This window comes from Kosakonia arachidis (assembly GCF_900116535.1).
GTDB lineage: Bacteria > Pseudomonadota > Gammaproteobacteria > Enterobacterales > Enterobacteriaceae > Kosakonia > Kosakonia arachidis.
This window is the reverse complement of sequence record NZ_FPAU01000004.1, coordinates 494,955-517,172: the sequence shown is the minus strand read 5'-3', so window position 1 is coordinate 517,172 and position 22,218 is coordinate 494,955. Positions and strand designations below refer to the sequence as shown.

The following is a 22,218-nucleotide window of genomic DNA, read 5'->3' as shown; positions in this document are numbered from 1 at the left end:
ATTACTCCTGGTTCAAATACGTATTGCCTGTCCGGCACTGATTTTCGCCAGCATCTGCTGGCTTACCTGGCTAAGATCGACCACTTCGCTGACGCCACCCATATTGATGGCCTCACGCGGCATGCCGAACACCACACAACTTGCTTCGTTTTGCGCGATGGTCCAGGCCCCCGCCTGGTACATTGCTAGCATTCCCGCCGCACCGTCGTTCCCCATCCCCGTAAGAATCACGCCCACGGCGTTGCGCCCCGCATATTTCGCGACCGAATGAAACAGCACATCCACCGATGGACGGTGCCGGTTAACAGGTGGGCCATCGTGTATCTTAATCTGATAGTTCGCCCCGCTACGCGCGAGCTCCATATGTTTATCACCCGGAGCAATATACGCATGTCCTGGCAGAACGCGCTCACCATCTTCCGCTTCCTTGACACTGATCTGGCAGAGCTTGTTCAAACGCTCAGCAAATGAGCGGGTAAAGCCAGGCGGCATATGCTGAGTGATTAGAATACCCGGACTTGAGAGCGGCAATGGCTGGAGTACATGACGAATTGCCTCTGTTCCTCCGGTTGACGCCCCGATGACCAGCAATTTTTCCGAGCTAAGCAGCGGGCCAGCCTTCATCACCACGGGTGCTTCCATCGGTTTATGCGCAGCAATACGTGCACGCGAAGCGGTGCGCACTTTCTCTGCAATCATTTCGCTGTAGGCCAGCATGCCTTCACGAATGCCGATTTGCGGTTTGGTGACGAAATCAATCGCCCCCAGCTCCAGCGCACGCAACGTCACTTCAGAGCCTCTACCGGTCAGCGAGGAGACCATCACTACCGGCATGGGCCGCAGACGCATTAATTTCTCGAGAAAATCCAGCCCATCCATGCGCGGCATTTCTACGTCCAGCGTTAAGACATCCGGGTTGAATTTTTTGATTAAATCCCGGGCGACCAACGGATCTGGCGCCGTCGCCACCATCTCCATATCGCTGTGGCTATTGATAATTTCTGTCATGATCTGGCGCATCAATGCGGAATCATCGACGGACAACACCCTGATTTTACTCATGCTTTATCCTTACTAAGCGCATAAACAGTCTGCCCACGGAGGCTGAACTCGCGCACGAGGTTGCTAAAGTTCTCCGAATGCCCGGCAAACAGTAATCCGTCCGGCTTAAGCAGCGGAGCAAAACGATGCAGAATGTCCTGTTGCGTCGTTTTATCAAAATAAATCATCACGTTACGACAAAAAATTGCGTCAAAAGGCCCCGGTACGTTGTACTGCTTATCCAACAGATTCACCGTGGTAAATTCGACGTAATTCGCCAGTTCTTGCCGTACACGCACCAACCCTGCATGTGGGCCGGTTCCACGCATAAAATAGCGTTGCATCTGCTGTGGCGAGAGGGTCTTCAACTCGTCCTGGCGATAAATACCGCTGCGTGCTTTTTCCAGCACTTCCGTGTCGATATCGCTGGCAAACACTTTCCAGCGACCCGGCGTCATGCCCAGCGTATCAGCAAGGGTAATCGCCAGCGAGTAAGGTTCTTCCCCGGTAGAGGCCGCCGCGCTCCATATGCGGTATTCTCCCGTGCGCTTACGCGCATGCTCAGCCAGTACCGGGAAGTGATGCGCTTCCCGGAAAAATGCGGTGAGATTGGTGGTCAGCGAGTTGATAAACGCTTGCCACTCGGCACTGTTCTGATTCGCTTCCAGCATGCTCAGATAGCGACCAAAATCATCCAACCCCAGCGTACGTAAACGGCGAACAAGGCGGTTGTACACCATATCGCGTTTATGGTCCGCAAGAACGATCCCTGCGCGCTGGTAGATCAATTGACATATCCTACGGAAATGCGCATCGGACAGCGCCAGGCGCTGAGTCATCTGTTGCAGTATTGATGACGGTTGCCCTGTAGGCAGTGATGATGTCATAGCGCCTTCTCAACCAGGTTAATTTCAGGGTGTAGCAGGCACAGCTTTGGCCAGTGCTACTTCAGGTAATGCAATATGCTCTTCAATCTTAAATACAGCCACTAACGAGGTCAGATTATCCGCCTGGTTTGCCAGTTGGTCGGTCGCGGAAGCGGCCTCTTCTACCAGTGCTGCGTTCTGCTGCGTGACCTGATCCATCTGACTAACCGCCAGCGCAACCTGCTCAATACCGCGACGCTGTTCATCCGACGCAGAGGCAATCTCGCCCATAATGTCGTTAACCTGCGTCACCGAGCGGACGATTTCCGTCATCGTCTGCGCAGCGGTATCCACCAACGCGGAACCCTGCTGAACACGGGATACCGACTCTTCGATCAGACCTTTAATCTCTTTTGCCGCCTGTGCACTGCGGCTGGCCAGGTTACGCACCTCCCCTGCCACCACGGCAAATCCCCGGCCTTGCTCACCCGCACGCGCCGCTTCCACTGCGGCGTTCAGCGCGAGGATATTGGTCTGAAACGCGATACCATCAATCACGCTGATGATATCGCCGATTTTTTGCGAGCTGCCGGCAATATCCCGCATGGTACTCGCCACACTGGTGGTTTGCTGCCCGCCTTTTCTCGCTGTTTCCGCCGCGCTCTGCGCCAGACCGGAAGCCTGACGCGCGTTGTCGGCGTTCTGCCCAACCGTCGCGGTCAACTGTTCCATGCTGGCTGCCGTTTGCGCCAGCGAAGCAGCTTGCTGTTCCGTGCGCGCCGATAAATCATTGTTGCCTGAGGCAATCTCCGAAATGCCGGTATGCATGGCGTAACTGCCCTGCCGAACATCGCTGACTGTAGTGCGTAGCGCTGCCTGCATTTTTTTCAGGCTGGCGAAGATCGCTGAAATTTCATTACGTCCGTTAACGGCAATCGGCTGCGCCAGGTTGCCTGCCGCGATACTGTCAAAATGGCGGCTGACAATCGCCAGCGGCTGAACAATCATTTTGCGCGACCAGAACAGCGCGATACTGGTAATCAGCGCCGCAAGGATCACCACAGCAATAAAAATGGCCGCCGAACGATGATAATTACTTTCGCTGTTCTGCCGAGCCTGCTCGGCAAACTCGTCAATGTGCTTTTCCCACGCATTAAAATTCGCATCAAACTGGTCCTGTGACTCCTTCACCGGCGCGGTCATAAAATCCGATAGCTGGTTATTTTCAAGCCAGGTGGCCTGATGCTCCAGATCGCTGCGCCATGCGGCATACGTCGCTTTCGTCCCGTCCTGCAACTTCTGCCCCGAAGGCGTAATTGTGGCAATGCCCAGGAACTCTTTCTCTTTCTCATCTGCCCGTTTCAGGCTGGCTTTTGCCTGTGTCATCAGAGCTTTAATATCATCCGGCGGATAACTTAATGCCGTGAGCGTACCCGCTTTATTTAACAATGTGCTTGCTTCAAGCAACGTAGCCCGGATCTGCATCAAAGCACTGCGTTGATGGTTACTGTTCGCGACTTCCTGTAAATGCGAGGTACTTTGTTTAAAAGCCCAGAAGGACAATCCGTTACTGCCGACCTGTAGCAGGCCACACACAATCAAAATCAAAAAAAGTGTTGTCGAGATACGAATACGATTAAACATTAACGCCCCATCTGGCGGAAAATCTCCGCGGTTAAGAACTGCTAAAATGTTTCCCAGTTATCTTCTTGTCCGGTTGCAAGTTGGCGACTCCGCGCCGGGGTCTTAGCGCTGCCTGCTGCCGGAGTTAAGGCACGCTGCGCCGGTTTGCCGGATACAGAAGAAAGGCGGAAAGCAGATACCGCCATCGTCAATCGACTGGCTTGTTCTTCTAAGGCAGCGGCTGCGGCTGCCGATTGTTGTACCAGTGACGCATTCTGTTGCGTGACGCGATCCATTTCGGATACCGCCAGCGCAACCTGATCGATGCCACGGCTCTGTTCGTCCGATGCCGAGGCAATCTCACCCATGATGTCGTTAACACGCGTTACGGCGTTAACAATGTCCGACATGGTTTCACCCGCACTCTCCACCAGCACCGAGCCGGTATCCACGCGGGAAACAGAATCTTCAATTAATGTTTTAATCTCTTTCGCTGCCTGGGCACTGCGGCTGGCCAGATTACGGACTTCACCAGCAACAACGGCAAAGCCACGCCCCTGCTCGCCCGCACGTGCCGCCTCTACTGCGGCGTTGAGCGCCAGGATATTGGTCTGGAACGCAATACCATCGATCACCCCGATAATGTCAGCAATTTTCTGCGAACTGGTGGAGATATCGTGCATGGTTCTCACAACCCCATCGACGACTTTGCCGCCGCGTTCGGCGGTTTCCGATGCACTTTTCGCCAGCAGAGAAGCCTGACGTGCGTTGTCAGCATTCTGTTTAACAGTCGCTGTCAGCTCTTCCATACTGGCAGCGGTCTGCTCCAGCGCCGAAGCCTGTTCTTCGGTGCGCGACGCGAGATCGTTATTTCCGGCAGCAATTTCGCTGGTGCCAGAATGAATGGCATCCGAACCCTGACGCACATTAGTAACAGTATCGATTAACGCGCTCTGCATATGATCGACGCTTTGCGCCAGTTCCGTCATTTCGCTGCGACCTGCAATCGTCAGCGTATGCGTCAGGTTACCGCCCGCGATTTCGCGGATATGCGCGATGACTGATGACAATGGCGACAGCAAAATACGGCGAATCCCGTACCAGACGCCAGCCAGTACAATTACCAACGCCAGCGCCAGAATCGCCATCTGCCATTTCGCAAAGGTGTAATCGCTGACACTCTGCTCCCAGGTATTACGGTAGAGGTTGTCACTCACTGCGGCATATTTTGCCATCGCGTCCCCGAGGGCGTTTTGCATACCCTGAGTCGGTTGCGCCATAAAGCCGTTGATATTGCCACTCTCCAGAAACTGAATCAGCTCCGTCAGCGCGGCATTATAAGTACGGTATTTCTCATCCAATGTCTGGCGCGCCGCATCCATTTCCGGCAGCGATGGCATGTTATGAAAGGCGTCGTAATGTTTTGCCGCTTCAACCAGAGTGGCTTTCGCGCTGTTCAACAGGTCAGTTTTGGCACTGCTCTGCTGGTTGCTCGGGTCGAGCAACATACGTGCCGACGAGCGACTCAGGTTGATACGTGTTTGCAGCATTAATTCCCAGGCTTTACCCAGTTCAGTTTGTTGCATACGCAGGTCATTAGAGGCAGCAAAACCCTGCTGGTTTTGCTTAAGGGACGAGAAAAAAAGCCCCCCTGAGACGAGCTGCAACAAGGCAAATACTGCCAGTACACTCATCAGCAGTGTAACGACGCGGATACGGTTCAACATACAACACCCTTTCGATATGCTCTTATTGGTGTTATCGGCATGCGCCCAGGGAACTTTACATTTGCGAAAGGGAATAAAATGGGAAAGTAAAATGCAGTGTTCACGATCAGGGTATCACTGTCTGTTCCCTGCGCGGATGCGGTCAGCGTTGTAAGGCACCGCTAGTCAGCGGTTAAGCCGCACCGATAGCGGTTTAATGACTGAAGAATTGCAAAACGAGCAACTATGCAAAAGAGAGATTTATTATCAATAAAAACAGATAACCAGAAGGATGTAGCCTGTTGTTTAAAAGTGAAGGATATACAAAACGATCGACAAAAAGGGATAAATTAAGCGGATGACCAGTGAATCATCCGCTCTTGTAGGGTGGTTACGCGACGTGCGTTGCCGCGATGTCCAATAGCGCCATCTCTTCGCTGTTGAGCAGTTTTTCGATGTTCACCAGAATCAGCATTCGGTCGCCAAGTGCACCGAGGCCAGTCAGGTATTCAGTTGACAGGGTGACGGCGAATTCCGGTGCCGGGCGGATCTGGTCCGATGCCAGGGAAAGCACATCAGAAACACCATCCACCACGATGCCAACCACACGCTGACCCAGATTCAGAACGATAACAACGGTGTTGTCATCATACTCGACGTCACCCTGGCTGAACTTCACGCGCAGGTCAACAATCGGCACGATCACGCCACGCAGATTGGTCACGCCTTTGATAAAGTCCGGAGTATTGGCGATACGGGTCACTTGATCGTAGCCACGAATTTCCTGCACTTTGAGAATATCGATGCCGTACTCTTCATCGCCCAGAGTGAATACCAGGAATTCCTGTCCTGACGGCTCGCCAGCCAGTTTTGCTACATTACTCATACCGGTCATGTTTTATACCTTTTACTTAATCAGGCGGCTGTGTGCGCCATACGATGTTCACGATTCAACCCCTGCAACGCTGACACATCAACGATCAGCGCAACGCTACCATCGCCCAGGATGGTGGCGGCAGAAATACCCGGCACTTTGCGATAGTTGCTTTCCAGGTTTTTCACCACAACCTGGTGCTGGCCGATCAACTGATCAACCAGCAGCGCATAGCGACGACCTGCGCTCTGCAGAATAACGACAATCCCCTGCGTGGCTTCAGTTTTCGCCCCCATCACGTCAAACACTTTCCACAACTCAACCAACGGCAGGTATTCACCACGCACTTCCAGTACGCGCTCACCACCGGCCAACGGATGCAAATCTTCTTCACGCGGTTGCAGCGACTCCATCACCGCATTCAGCGGCAGAATGAAGACTTCGTTGTTCACTTTTACTGACATTCCGTCAAGGATTGCCAGCGTCAGCGGCAGCAGGATACGGATCGTCGTACCAGAGCCTTGTTTGGATTTAATTTCAACGTGGCCACCCATTTCCTGGATGTTACGTTTTACCACGTCCATGCCCACGCCGCGGCCGGAAACGTCAGTGACCTGCTCTGCCGTTGAGAAGCCTGGGGCAAAAATCAGCATACCGACTTCTTCATCGGTCATGTTTTCATTGATCGCCATTCCCTGCGAAATGGCCTTCGCCAGGATACGCTCGCGATTAAGACCGGCACCGTCGTCAGTCACCTCGATACAGATATTTCCGCCCTGGTGTTCCGCCGAAAGAATCAGGTTACCGATTGGCGATTTACCGGCTTCAACACGTTTTGGCGGGGTTTCAATACCGTGATCGAGGCTGTTACGCACCAGGTGTGTTAACGGGTCTATGATGCGCTCAATCAGGCTCTTATCCAGTTCCGTCGAGCTACCTTGCAGGGTCAGTTCAACCTGTTTATCCAGCTTGCTCGCAAGGTCGCGCACCAGACGCGGGAAGCGGCTAAAGACATATTCCATCGGCATCATACGGATGGACATCACTGATTCCTGCAGATCGCGAGCGTTGCGCTGTAACTGGCTCATGCTGGTGATCAAATCGCCGTGTGTGACCGGATCCAGCTCGTTCGAGCGCTGGGCCAGCATCGACTGGGTGATCACCAGTTCGCCGACCAGGTTAATTAACTGGTCAACTTTTTCAACCGCCACACGGATACTGGTTGATTCGCTGGCGCGCGCCGGTTTTTCACGGGCAGCAGGTTGCTCTTTCGCCACCGCTTTCAGCGCCGGAGCAGCGGGTTTCTCCGCCGGAGTCGCAACAGGCGCTGGCGCTTCAACCACTTGTGCAACAGCTTCAACTGCCGCAGGCGCGGGCGCTGTCTCTGCGGTGGGTTTTTCGAACGCAATTTGGTCGGCTTCGATAACGAAGCACAACACAGCAATAATATCGTCTTCGCTGACGCCGCCATCAAGCGTCACGCTAAGGGTATCACTCCCTTTCACGACGTCGCTCAATGTTCCGAGGTTACCCAACTCGTCTTCCAGCAGCGAAACTTCGCTCTCTTTCAGGCGAGACAGGACGATGCGCAGTTTGCCGTCGCTTTCGGCAGCTGGCGCAGCAGCGGTTTCGGACCCCAACGCAGCCGTATCCACAACGGAAAGTTTTGCGCCATTTGCAGGGGCGGCAACAACCTCTCCTTTCGCTTCCAGCGCCAGCTGGCGCAGGGCATTGCAGATATATTCAAAGCTGGCGGCGTCCGGCTCTTGCGAGCTTTTATAAGCGTCGAGCTGTTCCTGCATAATATCTTTGGTTTCCAAAAACAGGTTGATAATATCGGTGTTAAGCTGCATTTCGCCACGCCGGGCCTCATCAAGCAGGTTTTCCATCAGGTGCGTGGTTTCCTGCAGGATGGTAAAACCAAATGTACCTGCGCCTCCTTTAATGGAATGCGCCGCACGAAAGATGGCATTGAGCTGTTCCGAATCCGGCGATTCTGGCACCAAATCCAGTAAATGTTGTTCCATATCAGCCAACAACTCGTCGGCTTCATCGAAGAATGTCTGATAAAAATCACTAATATCCATGCTCACGCTATCACCTCGGATTGGCTTGTGGCGATGTGGGAACCGCTGCCGGAGCCGCCGGTGTGGATGCAGGTGCTGCACCGACCGCAGGTTCTGGCTGTGTAATCGCGCTTATTGGCGCACTCTCACTTTCGGCATTCTCATGCAGAATGGCTTCTTCTGTCTGTTTGTTAAGTACCAAAAGACTGATTCGACGGTTGATTGCATCATCCGGACCTTTATTCGCCAGGCGCATTGTCGCTGCCATCCCTACAACCCGAAGAATTTTGCCGTTATCCAGCCCACCGGCAACCAGCTCACGGCGCGATGCGTTTGCACGATCGGCGGAAAGCTCCCAGTTGCTATACCCTTTTTCGCCATTGGCGTAAGGGAAATCATCGGTGTGGCCCGAAAGGCTCACTTTGTTAGGGATACTATTCAGGACTGGCGCAATAGCACGCAAAATATCACGCATATAAGGTTCGACTTCCGCACTGCCGGTTTTAAACATTGGCCGATTCTGACTATCGATAATCTGAATACGCAACCCTTCCTGAACCAGATCGATTTTCAGGTGTGGACGCAACGCACGCAGCTTGGGATCGGCTTCGATTAACTGATCCAAATCGCCACGCAACTTACTCAGCCGAGATTGCTCCATACGTTTTTTCAAATCGTCAATGTTAGGCTGTTTTTGCACTTCGCCCTGTTGCTGTGTGTAGTCATCGCCACCGCCCGGGATCGGACTGTCGCTGTTTGAAATTCGCTGCCCACCCGTAATTGCGGTTGCTAACGGCGTACGGAAATACTCCGCAATCTGAATAAGTTCTTTTGGGCTGGAGATGGAGATCAACCACATCACCAGGAAGAACGCCATCATCGCCGTCATAAAGTCGGCGTAGGCAATTTTCCAGGAGCCGTGCGCCCCACCGCCATGACCTTTATGTTTTTTCCGTCTGACTACGACGATCGGATGGGCCTGGTTTTTCATGCGTCCTCGGTCGTGGTCTGTTGGTTAGGATTTCTGACCGCACGGACGTGTTCATCCAGTTCGATAAACGACGGACGTTCGCTGGAGTACAGCGTTTTACGACCAAATTCGACCGCAATTGGCGGTGCATAACCGTTAAGGTTCGACAACAAGGTAATCTTGACGCACTGCATCATCTTGGCGGTTTCCGCACTCTTCTGGCGCAGAACACTGGCCAGCGGAGAGATAAAACCGTACGCCAACAAGATGCCGAGAAATGTCCCCACCATCGCATGCGCAATCAGCGCGCCAAGTTCAGCTGCCGGACGATCGGCGGAAGCCAGCGCATGCACCACCCCCATGACCGCCGCAACGATACCGAACGCGGGCAGCGAATCGCCCACTAACGCCAGTGCATTCGCCGGCACTTCGGCTTCACTTTCATGCGTTTCGATCTCTTCGTCCATCAGCGCTTCAATTTCAAAGGTATTCATGTTGCCGCTGATGATCAGGCGCAGATAATCGACAATAAATTCAAGCATCGTTGCGTCCGCAAGAATACGCGGATAGCTGGCGAAAATTTCGCTCTCTTTCGGATTCTCAATATCTCTTTCGAGCGAGAACATACCTTGCTGACGCGATTTCGCCATCAGGCGGTAAAGCAGAGCCAGCAAATCCATATACATGCTTTTGGTGTATTTCGAGCGGCGAAACAGCAAAGGCAGGGCTTTCAGCGTACCTTTAATCGCTTTGCCATTGTTACCAACGATGAATGCACCAATCCCCGCGCCACCGATGATGATCAGTTCAGACGGTTGATAAAGTGCCCCAAGTTCTCCGCCGGTCATCATATAACCGCCAAAGACTGCACCAAGAACAACCAGGTAACCTAATACGATAAGCACGACATCATCCTTCTGCTAATGACTAAGGCTCGGGATAAACATTTCAAAGGGTTAAACCAGATTTCAGGCAAAAAAAAGCAGCGGCATTACTGCACCGCTGCTGGAGTGTTTTCCACCTGATTCGGTCAAACAGCCTGTTCGATCTGTTCATCCAGCAGTTGTGGAATAATATCGGCAACATCCTGGGAAAGTTTACGTCTTTTTACCGCGCGGGATGGCGGCTGGCATAAACTACAGGCAAAGCTACCAACAGGCTGATGTGCGTGCGTAATAAAATTACCTTCACAGCAATTACAGCGAGACAACTCCAGCATTCCGCTTTCCACGAAACGAACCAGTGTCCAGGCGCGAGTCAACGCCAGTAGCGGCCCATCATCGTTATGAGGGCATTGTTCCAAATAGAGTTTGTACGCTTTGATGACTGCATCAACGCCGCTGCACAGGCCTGTTTTTAACAAAAACTGCCAGGCGTTACAGAACATGGACGCATGAATATTCTGCTCCCAGGTCATAAACCAGTCAGTGGAAAATGGCAGCATGCCTTTCGGCGGCGGGCTACCACGTAACTCTTTGTAGAGCTTGATAAGACGACCACGGCTAAGCTGTGTCTCACTCTCCAGCATCTGTAAACGTGCACCCAGCGAAATCAGTTCCATTGCTAACTGAATATCGCGGGCTTCCTGAACAATACTTTTCTCGCCCATGGTTAAGCCCTTCTCTTTCTTGCCGCATCGCCGGTCTGTGAAGACTCATTCAGCAGGCGGGTTGAAAGTAAAATCCCGGTATGGACTTGCTGTAAATCATCCACACGCGAGTCCTGGGTCAGACGAGTAATAGTCTGGTGATTGTCAAACCGGAACTGGCAGATAAGCTGGTTGGTTTCAGCCAGCTTCACCATTTGCGGAAGGGTTAATTCACCCAACGTAGTAGCCATCTCCTCGTTAATGCCAAGACGGAACATTGCGGACGCTTTGTCCTGGCTAATTAAACGCTGAGCAAGAAGTAAATACGACAAGTTAATGTCATACACGTGTTTCAGCAACTCGGATGTATGCATTTTTCCCATCCCGAATAACCAACTTGTATCTTATGCGGCTAAGCCGCACCCCGTGATGTCGCCGGAAAAAACCGGTATAAAAAAGAAAGGCTAAATGCATAACTGACTTAGAATCTCGCTCTCGCGGCACTTCGCTCAAATGCTATTGCCTTGATACGCGCTTAATCATTTCTTACAAAGAACTAAGATTTTTCCTAATTCGACGCAACTGTACTCGTAGGTGCTGACACATACAATCTGACCCGGACAAAAATTTGAAATTTTTGTGATCCACATCACAAAATCTAACGAATTATGGGTTATAAATCTATCAGTCCCGCTTGTGATTTGATGATTTTTTGTTCTGACAACCGTTTTTTTTATTCTATTTACTCGAATACTCATGCAAAACCGTTACACCCTTTCACCAACTGGTCTGAGGAGTAACATTCTGCAACATTCATCAATACAGAAACGTTTCTATTGCAGAGATAAACTCAAAAAACGATATAAAACAATAAATTAAGATTGAACGTATGCTAATTAATTACTGTAAGCAATCATTTCAAAATTGTTAGTTATTGTGGTTGATAGTTTAATAATTTGATCTAAAATTCTTTCAATTTGAGATAAGATTTTAAAATCGGTTAAATGCAAGAATATGCATTAAAGTCGTAGCATAAGAATAATTAATGAATATTTATGACAACCTTCACATCCCCGCAATATTCCTGGGTTGCACTGAGCCCTCAAACAGAGTAGTGGTGAGAAAAAATTGATTTGTTGTGGAGAGTGAGAAATGCAATATGCTCATCTTCTGGTCGCCGTTGCGGTGACGCCTGAAAGCCAGCTTTTACTGGCGAAAGCCATTGATATTGCCCGCCCTTTCAATGCCCGAATATCCCTTATTACCTTAGCCTCCGATCCCGAACTCTATAACCAGCTTGCCGCCCCGATGATGGAAAATGTCCGTGAAATATTGCAGGAAGAAACACAGCAATTCCTGGATCAACTCATTAGCGAGGCCGGTTACCCTATCGAGCAGGCGCTCATCGCCTCGGGCGCATTAAGCGAACATATTCTGCATATCTGCCGCACACAGGGCGTTGATCTGGTGGTCTGCGGCAATCACAATCAAACATTCATCGCCCGCGCAGCGTGTGCGGCAAAAAGCATCGTTCATGCCAGTGAAGTGGATGTTTTATTGGTGCCATTAGGAGCATGAAGCGCTCCTGCTGCCGCAGGAGCGCCGCTGACGTTAAGCCAGCTTCGGAAAGGTCGCCACTTTATGCTGTAGCTGGCTTTGCGTGCTACGTGGCGTGATGCGCTTTAAATCGCGAAGGAACCTCTGCTGCCAGTGGTTGATATCATTCTCCTTAATGATTTCAAGCAGTTCGGCATGGCGCGATATCCGCTCTGCCAGCGGCATTCTTAGCGCCCTGTCCATCGCCGCAGCAACATCGTCCCGGTCGTAAGGATTGACAATCAGCGCCGATGTTAGCTCATTCGCCGCGCCAGCAAATTGCGATAGTATCAATACGCCCGGATCGGCCGGATCCTGCGCCGCGACATACTCTTTCGCGACGAGATTCATGCCATCACGCAGCGGCGTCACTAATCCCACTTCAGCGTAACGGAAGACTTTCATCAATACCTTACGGTCAAAGTGCTGGTTCAGATAGTAAAGCGGCGTCCAGCCAAGCTGACCATATTTACCGTTGATTCGCCCGGCTTCGGTTTCCAGTTGGTGCCGAATATCCTGGTAAGCTTGCACTTCGCCACGGGAGGTTGGCGCAATCTGCGTATAGCGGATTTTTCCGTGATGCTGGGGGAATTTTTCCAGCAGCGTTTCGTAGGCAAGGAAGCGCTCTGGCAAGCCTTTGGAATAGTCAAGCCGCTCAACAGAGAAAATATTTTTAACGTTCTTAAGTTCATTTTTCAACTCTGCCAGTTTAGGCGGTAGCGGCCCGGCAGCCTGTTTAGCTATCTCGTCCGGTTCTATCCCTATCGGGTAAACTTGAGTGCGGAAATTTTTCCCCCACGCGACGTGTTCTTTACCGCTGCGAGTGGTCAGACGAGTCTTCATTGATAGACTGTCCAGGAACGCGAGTCTGTCATTTTCGGTCTGAAAACCGATCAGGTCATAATCACATAGTGCCTCCAGCAACTCCGAATGCGGCGGCAAGGCGTTAAAGATTTCCGGCGTCGGGAAAGGGATATGCAGGAAGAAACCAATCTGGTTATTCACGCCACGCTTGCGCAGTTCGCTGGCAAACGGTAGCAGGTGGTAATCGTGGATCCACAGAATATCATCGTCTTTCAGTAACGGCAGCAGCTTATCCGCCAGCAGTGCGTTGACCTGCTGATAACCCTCCCAGGCTTCACGTTGGTAATTCACCAGATCGAGTCGATAGTGGAATGCCGGCCAAAGAACAGCGTTAGAGAATTGCGAATAATACTGTTCGTAATGTTCTTCACTGAGATTAAACGATGCCCAGGTGATATTCCCTTTTGTCACCTTTTTTAGCGGCTGTTCCTCGTTACCCAACTCACCACTCCAGCCAAACCACAGCCCGCCAGTGGCTTTTAATGCTCCCAGAATTCCCACAGCCAGCCCGCCAGCGCTGGCCTTTTTGTTGTCAGGCGGAGCAATACGATTAGATACTACGACTAAGCGACTCATAGCCATCTCTCCTGTTTGTTAGCGCCTGTTGTTTTTCTTGTTGATGGTCAGTGATACGTTCAAGCCACTGATAAACGTCATTTACGCTGTCCAGACGCCATTTTGCCTGCGTCTCGCCAGCACCAACTTTGATTGATTCGCCTCCCAGCGCATTCACCGTTTTAAACCCATGCTCATCCGTCAAATCATCTCCGACAAAAACCGGCATGCGACCAGCAAACGGTGGAGTCTCTAAAAATGCCGCAATAGCCGCTCCCTTATGAATGCCGGACGGTTTAAGCTCCACCACACATTTTCCTGGCTGCATCGCCAGTTGCGGATAGCGCGCGACCATTTGCTTTGCCAGTGCAAAAACCGCGTCTTCATGCTGCGGCGCCTGACGGTAGTGCAAAGCAAATGCCATGCCTTTCGCTTCCAGTTCCACACCGTTAAGCGATGCCACGTCGTGCCGGAGCGAACGCTCCAGCGGTTGTACGATACTTTCCGGTAATGTCACCCTTTCGGTATGACCGTTGATGTCGCGGCGTTCTGCCCCGTGTACGCCAGCCAGCGGAAAACGCCAGGGTTTGGCGAGTTGCTCGAGCTCAGCGATTGAGCGCCCTGAAATCAATGCCAGTGCCCCGTTGTTCATCTCCGCAAGCAATGAAAGTCTGGCCAGCACTATGTCCGGAACAGAGACATCATCCGGATGCGGTTTAATGTCAGCGAGGGTGCCATCCAAATCGAAAAAAAAGGCAAAATTCCCGGAAAAGAGAGGCGGTACAGATAATGCGTCTTCCACCCTGTGTTCCTCCTTACAGTCTTTGATGAGAGCCGTTCTTCACAAACATCTCATTATCATTAGCCATGTAAGTATAGACAGTGTGACGCTGCTCGCCATTTTAAGCATGACTTACCAGCCGGATTAGCGGCTGGTAAGGTGTGGGGATAAACTATGGGGTTATATCTAAAAATTAAGCATGAAAGCTTAGACGGTACGTTTGGCCTTTTGTTTGTAGCGGTCGAAAATCACCGCCGCCAGCAAGATCAAACCACGCACCACATACTGTGAGAACGGTGAGATGTTCAGCAGGTTCATGGCGTTTTCGACGGTACCCAGAATTAGAATACCGGCAACAACATACGATATTTTGCCTATCCCACCTTTTAGTGATACGCCACCCAATACGCAGGCTGAGATAACAATGAGTTCATAGCCAATCGACGTCATCGGCTGGCCACTGGTCATACGCGAAGCAAGAATAATCCCTGCAGCCGCTGAGACCAGACCAGAGAGCACAAAGATGATAATTTTCGTGCGTACCACCGGAACGCCCGCCAACCGGGCTGCTTCTTCATTACCGCCAATCGCCAGCGTATTGCGGCCAAAGGTGGTTCTATTGAGCAGGAAGCCAAAAATGATCAGGCAGCCAACAGTCAACCAAATCGGCGCAGGTAACCCCAGCCAGTTGGCGTAACCGAGGGTGAAGAAACGTTCATCCTCGATGCCGACCGCTTTACCGTCGGAAATGATATACGCCAGCCCTCGGACGATCTGCATCGTGGCAAGCGTCGTGATCAAGGCATTGATCTTCAAACGCGCAATCACGAAGCCATTAATAAAGCCGCTGACCACGCCGAGCAGCAAACCGGCAAATACACCAAGCCACAAACTCTCCGACATGTTAATCACCACTGCCGTGGTTACCCCAGCACAGGCAATGACCGACGCGACCGACAGGTCAAAGTCCCCGGACGCGAGGCAGAACAGCATACCGCAAGCCACCATACCGGACATTGAGATCGCCAGACCCAGCCCTTTCATATTGACGAAAGAGGCGAAGTTCGGCACAAACAGCGCACAACCGATAAACAGCACGGCAAACACCACCAGCATGCCGAACTGATCCCAGATTCGCCCAAAACTGAGCGAGGACTTCGTTGCGCGGGACGTAGTTAAAGATGACATCATTTTCTCCTCACTCAGGCGACAGCCTGGCTAACTTTCGGCATCGCGAGGCTCAGCGCCCGCTGTTCATCACACTGACCGTGAAGCAGTTCACCGGCAATTTCCCCTTCACGCATCACCACGATGCGATCGGCAACGCCGAGCACTTCCGGTAAATCGCTGGAGGCAAACAGCACCGCAACACCGCGGGAAGCCAGCGCGTAAATTACGTTGTAGATCTCATGTTTCGCCCCGACATCAATGCCGCGCGTCGGCTCGTCGAGCAAAATGACTTTCATTTCTTCCGATAACCAGCGGCCAAGAATAGCCTTCTGCTGATTGCCGCCGGAGAGATTCATAATCAGTTGTTCCGCTCCAGGCGTTTTGATATTGAGCGAACGAATATGATGTTCGGCGTTCTCACTTTCCCAGCTATCATTGATCAGACAGCCTGCGCGAATGTATTTGCGCCGGGCGCTGATGTTGATATTCTCCTGCACCGAATGGACCGGAATAATGCCTTCCGCTTTACGATCTTCCGGACACAACATCATGCCCGCATGGATGGCATGCGCCGGTTTAGTAATATTGACTTGCTCGCCATCGATAAAGACCTGCCCTTCGGTAATTTTCGTCCCGCCGAATAAGCCTTTCATTAATTCACTGCGTCCGGCCCCCACTAGCCCGAACAGGCCGACAATTTCACCGCTACGCACACTTAAAGAGATGGGCGTTCGTACGCCTGGCGCTTTAACCTGCTCCACCCTCAGACGTTCTGCGCCGTATTGCCGTGGTTGCCAGCCATAAATATCGCCCAGATCCCTCCCGACCATCGCCTGCACCAGTTGGTCATGATTGACCTGCTGCATGTCCGTAAAGGTGCGCACATAGCGGCCATCTTTAAAGACGGTAATGGCATCACTGAGGGCAAAAATTTCTTCCATACGGTGAGAGACATAGAGGATCACCCGACCCTCTTTACGTAGCTCGCGGATCACGCGGAACAGGTTATCGATTTCACGCGCCGAGAGAGAACTGGTTGGTTCATCGAAGGCGATGATTTTGGCGTTGCGTGCCAGCGCCTTGGCAATTTCGACCATTTGCCACTGACCAATGGAGAGATATTTCAGCGGCGTTTGCGGATCGATATCCAGTCCAAGATGCTTAAGCTGCAAACCGGCCTCGTAATTCAGTAACGAGCGGTTCACAATGCCGCTCTTATGTGGGATCTGGCCAAGATAGATGTTCTCCGCGACGCTCATTTCCGGCACCAGATGCAGTTCCTGATAGATGATCGCCACCCCGGCATTAAGCGCTGCAGTGGTATCTGCGAAGGTGACTTCCTCACCTTTTATTGCCAGCGTACCGGTGGTTGGTGCGTAATTGCCGCTGAGAATTTTTAACAGTGTCGATTTACCTGCGCCGTTTTCACCCATCAGGGCGTGGATTTGCCCGGCGTAACAATCAAAACTGATCTCACTAAGCGCTTTCACACCGGGAAACGTCTTGCCGATGCCGCGAAAAGAGAGATAAGGAGTAGACTGTTGCATAACGTCTCCGTAAAGCAGTTCATTGTACATCTGGCTCCCCGCCTGACGCGGGGAGCACAATCAACAGAGAATTACAGTCCTTTTTTCGCCAGCTCTTCTTTGAAGTTCTCGCGGGTGATCAGCACCACGTCCGTTACTGCCGTAAATTTCGGCGGCTCAACGCCTTTGGTGACCCAGTTATAGAGCAGTTGGCTTGTTTTATAGCCATGCACGTCCGGGCTTGGCAGCAGCGAACCAAAGAAGCCGGTCGCCTGTGCTTTCGATAGCTCACTTACCGCATCGACGCCGTTAATACCAATGCCGATGACATCCGCCGCTTTAAAGCCCTGGCCTTCTGTCGCACGCACGCCACCCAGCACAGTATTGTCATTCATGCCCAGCACCAGCCAGTGTTTCACTTCCGGATGCTGTACCAGCAGAGAGTTACCGGCATCAAATGCACCGGGGATATCGTTAGATTTGGTTGGCACCTGGTAGATCTGTTTTTCCGGGAATCCGGCTTTTTTCAGCGCGTCCATAGAACCGGTCGTGCGGCGACGAGCGGTATCCAGCTCGTTCGCGGTAATCGCCATGACGCCAGTATCTTTCACATTCCATCCACGTTTTTGCATCTCTTTATAGAGTTCTTCCCCCTGACGCGCACCGATTTCACTCGCCGCCATCATGACCAGCGGCACCGAGGTCATGGGTTCGCCTTTGGCGTTCACGAACTGGTCGTCCACTGCAATGACTTTCATGTCATAACCCCGTGCTTTGGCGACAATCGCCGAGCCAAGTTTGGGATCTGGAGTACAAATAACAAATCCTTTTGCGCCGCTGGCCGCCAGGCTATCAATCGCGTTTAGCGTTTTTTCACCATCAGGAACGGCGATTTTAATCACTTCAAAACCCAAATCCTTGCCTGCTTTGTCGGCAAACTTCCATTCGGTCTGGAACCAGGGCTCTTCCGGCTGTTTAACCAGAAACCCGAGCTTCATCGTTTCAGCGATAGCGGATTGTGACATAACGGCAGCCAGACCGATGGCCGCCAACGCTTTAGTGAATTTGTGCATGGTAAACTCCAGCTTTAGCTTTCTTTTATGTAGGGGAAAATATCTACCGGTTCATTTAAAATTTAATAAAACAAGGCATTAGAGTCCGCACATCCCTGGACACCTGTGCTGGAAATAGTTTTAGCGGGAAATTGATTCTCCATAGGAGAGCGACATCACACCGCAGAATTATAGTAATTCCGTACATAAATTCAGCGATATAGCACATAAAATCAGGCGATTTTGTCATACAAATAGAAAGGGTAAAAGCAGGATAATCCATAACATCAGCCAGCTTATCCTTGTCCCGGATGCAGGGCGCATCCGGGCAGAAAAATCACCAGCTATAGTAGATATGATCGGCGTGATCTCGCGCCGCAGTTTCCTCTCCCTGCAAGCGTGCGGCAATCGTCAACGCAAAATCGAAAGCCAGCCCGAGGCCTTTACCGCTTATCAGGTTGCCGTCTTCAACCACCGGTGCGTCGACATACTCACCATCATCGACAGTTTCGTACAGATCGCCGGAGCAGACATAGCGGCGGCCCTTCAGCAAACCATTACCGCCCAGCACACGCGCTGCAGCGGAGCAGAGAGGGCAAATTAACTTGCCGGCTGTGTCGTGCTGTTCAACAAACTGCACCACCGCTTTGCTGGCAGCCAGATTCACGCTGCCCTGCGGCCCGCCGGGTAAGACGATGGCGTCATACAACTTTGCCTGACGCTCATCCAGCGTGCTGTCTGCAACCATAGGAATAGTGTGATAACTGACCACCGCGCGGGACTCCGCGCAGGCCAGTGTCTCGACTTCAATATTTAAGCGACGCAGGATATCAATGGTGATAATCGCTTCTGCTTCTTCGAAACCGGGCGCCAACAACACCGCCACTTTTTTCATGTCCGATGCCTTACGTTGAAGGTGGGTTGATTAAAGTGGCTTATTTTTGATCAAAACAGCGTTTCATAATTCACGCTACGTCACATCGCTGTCAGGCATCGTTCTCAGTGAGCTTCACCCTGAGGCGTAAATTTCAGTTCAATTAAGGCGATAGCTTTCTGGATTGCACGGCGGGTAACCGGGTCGGTCGCTGCAGGATGAGTGGCAAAATCGATGCTCTTAAGCTGGTGAGACATTTTCTCACGCACTTCAACCGGCGCGATGACGTCGATAACGTCGAGGATCTGTTTGATGACGAGCTGACAGGCAACGATATCGGATACCAGTTCCTGATCAGTGGAGAGATTCTGTGACATAGGCACTCCTTACATAAAGTGCGCCATAGTAGCGGGAATTCATACATATGAGTAGGTCTGACCGTCGAGTGACGGCCATAAAAAAACCTGCTTCAGCAGGTTTTTTTATCATCAGAACATAGCGCCTGGCGGTACGTCTTTGAAAGTTTTGCAGTAGGTTTCAAACATATGCTTCAGAATTTTACGCAGTTTCATTTTTTGCTCCGGCGATTTGTTATGCAGGTGTTACGTCTCATTGCGCACATAGTATGACTCTCATCACAAAAATCAATCACCATGTGATAGAAATCACGCTTCAAAAAATGAAAATGCAGTAGCTTTGTTAAAAATTCAATTATAAATCTTGTGGTTAGCACGCTAAATTTTTTTTAGTATTCTCAATTATTTTTGCAAATGGCAGACTCACAATGCGTGAAAGCACTCTTTTGAGAAAGACAGGCGGTCTTTCTCCCGCTGCGCTACTGGTAGCTGGCGCTTTCTTTATGGAGTTCATTGACGGCACGGTAATCGCTACCGCCTTGCCGGATATGGCAAAAACGTTTGGTGTCGAAGCCGTTGCGCTGAACATCGGTATCAGCGCTTATTTAATTACTCTTGCAGTACTGATCCCGGCCAGCGGCTGGATTGCTGATCGCTTTGGCGCACGCAATGTCTTTTCGCTGGCGCTGGCTATCTTCACTATTGCTTCAATATTGTGTGGACTATCGACCAGCGTAGAAATGTTCGTCAGCATGCGTATTTTTCAGGGCATCGGCGGCGCCTTGATGGTGCCGGTTGGGCGTCTCGCCGTACTGCGCACCACGCCAAAACATCAGCTTATTACCGCCATCGCCACACTGACCTGGCCCGCGCTGGTCGCGCCGATCATCGGCCCACCGCTGGGGGGATTTATTACGCATTATGCTGACTGGCGCTGGATCTTCTTTATTAATGTGCCGCTGGGGATTATGGCGATCTTGCTGGCACTGCGCATCATTACCAATATTCGTGAAGAAGAGCGACGCCCGTTCGATTTGCCAGGGTTTATCGCCACGTCAGTTGCCATGGTTAGCCTGGTGTATGCTATGGAGAATTTAGGCGCAGAGCATCCGCAAGGCGTGCTGACTAGCGGATTACTGATACTGAGTGCTTTAACACTGGTATTTACCTTACGCCATTTCAGGCGGGCGCAATGGCCGATGATCCGGCTGGATGCAATGCAGGTGCCGACATTTCGCGTGACGATGTATGGCGGCTCGCTATTTCGCGCATCAATAAGCGCTGTCCCTTTTCTGCTTCCGCTACTGTTCCAGGTCGGTTTTGGTATGGATCCGTTCCACGCCGGGCTGCTGGTGCTGGCAGTATTTGCCGGTAACCTGACGATCAAACCGGCCACAACACCGCTCATTCACTGGCTGGGCTTTAAAAAATTGCTACTGATTAACGGCGCGCTGAATGTTCTGGCGCTGCTGGCCTGCGCTTTTCTTACCTCGGTAACACCTGTCTGGCTCACCTTTGTGGTGCTGTTCCTGGGCGGCGTCTTCCGCTCAGTACAGTTTACCGGTGTCAGCACCCTCGCCTTTGCCGATGTTCCGTCACCGCAAATGAGTTATGCCAATACGCTGTTCAGTACCGCTACACAACTGGCTGTCGGCCTGGGCATCACGCTTGGTGCGATGGGTATTCGTATTGGTGAACATGTCAGTGAGTGGCTACATCTCACTGACATTGAAGGGATCAGTTTCCGGCTGGCATTTGTGTTTATCGCACTGATTTGCCTGGCTGGCATGTTTGATACGTTGCGCCTGACAAAAGATGCCGGTAGCGCAGTATCGCAGAAGAAAAAAGCGTAACGGGACCGCCGCAGCCAGGCCAGCTGCGGCGGGCTTTTATCAGGCCAGCACTTCGCGAACGAAGGCTTCAATCTCTTTGTCCTGGCCGTGTTCAAAGAAGCACTGCTGGAAGCGCTCGCCGGAGACGGCCGTTTTCACCAGTTCACGGTCAATGGCGCGCAGGGAATCGAGGTAATTGTCTTTAACCACTGCGGCTTTCACCTGGTTCAGGATCCCTGCATTACGTACCTGAGGCTCTTTACGCTCCGGCGGATAACCTTCCCCTTTACGACCAGTAAAGGCTTTCTCAAAAATAAAGCGCACATTCAGTTCCGCGCCCCAGCCGAAACCTTTCGCAAACGGCAGCGATAACGCATTACCGTTGTTGATCTGGGCAAACAGGAACGCATCCGCGGGATCAATACAGTAGCCGCACACCACGCCAGGATGAATGTTCAGCGACATCAGTGCGCCCTGCCCGGTACCACAGCCAGTTACGACAAAATCCACGGCTTTCGCGTTCAGCAGAATACTCGCCATAATACCCAGGTGGATGTAAGTCAGATGATGGTCATTCTCGTCGCTCATACCGACGTTAAACACCGGGAAATCTTTTTCATCGGCAACGCCTTTCAGCTCTTTCAGAATGATGGCGTTTTTAGCCGCCTGACTGTTTTCCATCATCAGTGCAATTTTCATATTTGATCTCCTGTGAACATACTTCAGATAGCAAAGGTTGGATAAACCATACTATCTGTCAAACATACTTTCAAATTTAATGAAAAATGGTTTTAAAAATCAAAATAAGGTTCACAGTTTTGCATCAATCCCTTGTTGTTTTGCCGTCGCGATTAGTAGCGCCAGTTCCACGGGTTATT

At 51.5% G+C, this 22,218-nt stretch carries 21 protein-coding genes; 2 read left to right on the top strand and 19 right to left on the bottom strand.

The genetic code is table 11. From position 1 onward, the window contains the following. Positions 1 to 12: 12 nt before the first annotated feature. The 10 genes from BM427_RS17390 to flhD form a co-directional block, all read right to left on the bottom strand. Complete coding sequence (locus BM427_RS17390) at positions 13 to 1,062, bottom strand: protein-glutamate methylesterase/protein-glutamine glutaminase (protein WP_090123616.1); 1,050 nt, start codon at positions 1,060 to 1,062, stop codon at positions 13 to 15. Beyond that, positions 1,059 to 1,928 (bottom strand): protein-glutamate O-methyltransferase CheR, encoded by an 870-nt coding sequence (cheR, locus tag BM427_RS17385; protein ID WP_090123614.1) that lies wholly within the window; start codon positions 1,926 to 1,928, stop codon positions 1,059 to 1,061. Before cheR ends, BM427_RS17390 begins: the two co-directional genes overlap by 4 nt. Before the next feature lie 24 nt (positions 1,929 to 1,952). Continuing rightward, positions 1,953 to 3,551, bottom strand: coding sequence for a methyl-accepting chemotaxis protein IV (tap, locus tag BM427_RS17380; RefSeq protein ID WP_090123613.1), 1,599 nt, complete (start codon positions 3,549 to 3,551; stop codon positions 1,953 to 1,955). Positions 3,552 to 3,592: 41 nt separating this feature from the next. Continuing rightward, entirely contained in the window at positions 3,593 to 5,257 is a 1,665-nt protein-coding gene (tar, locus tag BM427_RS17375; RefSeq protein WP_090123611.1) for a methyl-accepting chemotaxis protein II, read from the bottom strand. Positions 5,258 to 5,627: 370 nt separating this feature from the next. Further along, entirely contained in the window at positions 5,628 to 6,131 is a 504-nt protein-coding gene (gene cheW, locus BM427_RS17370; protein ID WP_007371553.1) for a chemotaxis protein CheW, read from the bottom strand. A 20-nt stretch (positions 6,132 to 6,151) separates the two neighbouring features. Next, entirely contained in the window at positions 6,152 to 8,203 is a 2,052-nt protein-coding gene (gene cheA / locus BM427_RS17365; protein ID WP_090123609.1) for a chemotaxis protein CheA, read from the bottom strand. Positions 8,204 to 8,207: 4 nt separating this feature from the next. Continuing rightward, positions 8,208 to 9,167, bottom strand: a complete 960-nt coding sequence (motB, locus tag BM427_RS17360; RefSeq protein WP_090123608.1) for a flagellar motor protein MotB — start codon at positions 9,165 to 9,167, stop codon at positions 8,208 to 8,210. Further along, entirely contained in the window at positions 9,164 to 10,051 is an 888-nt protein-coding gene (gene motA / locus BM427_RS17355; RefSeq protein WP_090123606.1) for a flagellar motor stator protein MotA, read from the bottom strand. The genes motB and motA overlap by 4 nt, the downstream gene beginning before the upstream one ends. 125 nt (positions 10,052 to 10,176) lie before the next feature. Beyond that, positions 10,177 to 10,755 carry a flagellar transcriptional regulator FlhC gene (gene flhC / locus BM427_RS17350; RefSeq protein WP_090123605.1) on the bottom strand — a complete coding sequence of 193 codons (579 nt, stop codon included), beginning with the start codon at positions 10,753 to 10,755 and terminating at the stop codon, positions 10,177 to 10,179. Positions 10,756 to 10,757: 2 nt separating this feature from the next. Beyond that, positions 10,758 to 11,108, bottom strand: coding sequence for a flagellar transcriptional regulator FlhD (flhD, locus tag BM427_RS17345; protein WP_208809143.1), 351 nt, complete (start codon positions 11,106 to 11,108; stop codon positions 10,758 to 10,760). A gap of 778 nt (positions 11,109 to 11,886) precedes the next feature. On the opposite strand from flhD, the gene uspC reads away from it, so the two are divergent. After that, positions 11,887 to 12,312 carry a universal stress protein UspC gene (gene uspC / locus BM427_RS17340; RefSeq protein WP_090123602.1) on the top strand — a complete coding sequence of 142 codons (426 nt, stop codon included), beginning with the start codon at positions 11,887 to 11,889 and terminating at the stop codon, positions 12,310 to 12,312. 33 nt (positions 12,313 to 12,345) lie between these two features. Here uspC and otsA read toward each other — a convergent pair whose 3' ends face one another. The 8 genes from otsA to azuC form a co-directional block, all read right to left on the bottom strand. Beyond that, positions 12,346 to 13,770, bottom strand: coding sequence for an alpha,alpha-trehalose-phosphate synthase (otsA, locus tag BM427_RS17335; RefSeq protein ID WP_090123600.1), 1,425 nt, complete (start codon positions 13,768 to 13,770; stop codon positions 12,346 to 12,348). Next, positions 13,745 to 14,551: a trehalose-phosphatase gene (otsB, locus tag BM427_RS17330; protein WP_090123598.1), complete on the bottom strand. Its 807-nt coding sequence runs from the start codon at positions 14,549 to 14,551 to the stop codon at positions 13,745 to 13,747. The genes otsA and otsB overlap by 26 nt, the downstream gene beginning before the upstream one ends. A 186-nt stretch (positions 14,552 to 14,737) precedes the next feature. Next, positions 14,738 to 15,718: an L-arabinose ABC transporter permease AraH gene (araH, locus tag BM427_RS17325; protein WP_090123596.1), complete on the bottom strand. Its 981-nt coding sequence runs from the start codon at positions 15,716 to 15,718 to the stop codon at positions 14,738 to 14,740. 14 nt (positions 15,719 to 15,732) lie between these two features. Beyond that, positions 15,733 to 17,247: an L-arabinose ABC transporter ATP-binding protein AraG gene (gene araG / locus BM427_RS17320; RefSeq protein ID WP_090123860.1), complete on the bottom strand. Its 1,515-nt coding sequence runs from the start codon at positions 17,245 to 17,247 to the stop codon at positions 15,733 to 15,735. Between the two features lie 71 nt (positions 17,248 to 17,318). Continuing rightward, positions 17,319 to 18,299 (bottom strand): arabinose ABC transporter substrate-binding protein, encoded by a 981-nt coding sequence (locus BM427_RS17315; protein WP_090123594.1) that lies wholly within the window; start codon positions 18,297 to 18,299, stop codon positions 17,319 to 17,321. A gap of 316 nt (positions 18,300 to 18,615) precedes the next feature. Then, positions 18,616 to 19,173, bottom strand: a complete 558-nt coding sequence (locus BM427_RS17305) for a DJ-1 family glyoxalase III (protein WP_090123590.1) — start codon at positions 19,171 to 19,173, stop codon at positions 18,616 to 18,618. Positions 19,174 to 19,277: 104 nt separating this feature from the next. After that, positions 19,278 to 19,529 carry a DUF2766 family protein gene (locus BM427_RS17300; RefSeq protein WP_090123589.1) on the bottom strand — a complete coding sequence of 84 codons (252 nt, stop codon included), beginning with the start codon at positions 19,527 to 19,529 and terminating at the stop codon, positions 19,278 to 19,280. Between the two features lie 111 nt (positions 19,530 to 19,640). Continuing rightward, positions 19,641 to 19,724, bottom strand: a complete 84-nt coding sequence (gene azuC / locus BM427_RS17295) for a stress response protein AzuC (RefSeq protein ID WP_017458329.1) — start codon at positions 19,722 to 19,724, stop codon at positions 19,641 to 19,643. Between the two features lie 212 nt (positions 19,725 to 19,936). On the opposite strand from azuC, the gene BM427_RS17290 reads away from it, so the two are divergent. Beyond that, positions 19,937 to 21,361 carry an MFS transporter gene (locus BM427_RS17290; protein WP_090123586.1) on the top strand — a complete coding sequence of 475 codons (1,425 nt, stop codon included), beginning with the start codon at positions 19,937 to 19,939 and terminating at the stop codon, positions 21,359 to 21,361. A gap of 39 nt (positions 21,362 to 21,400) precedes the next feature. On the opposite strand, the gene BM427_RS17285 is transcribed toward BM427_RS17290, so the two are convergent. Then, positions 21,401 to 22,039 carry an RpiB/LacA/LacB family sugar-phosphate isomerase gene (locus BM427_RS17285; protein ID WP_090123585.1) on the bottom strand — a complete coding sequence of 213 codons (639 nt, stop codon included), beginning with the start codon at positions 22,037 to 22,039 and terminating at the stop codon, positions 21,401 to 21,403. Between the last annotated feature and the right edge of the window lie 179 nt (positions 22,040 to 22,218).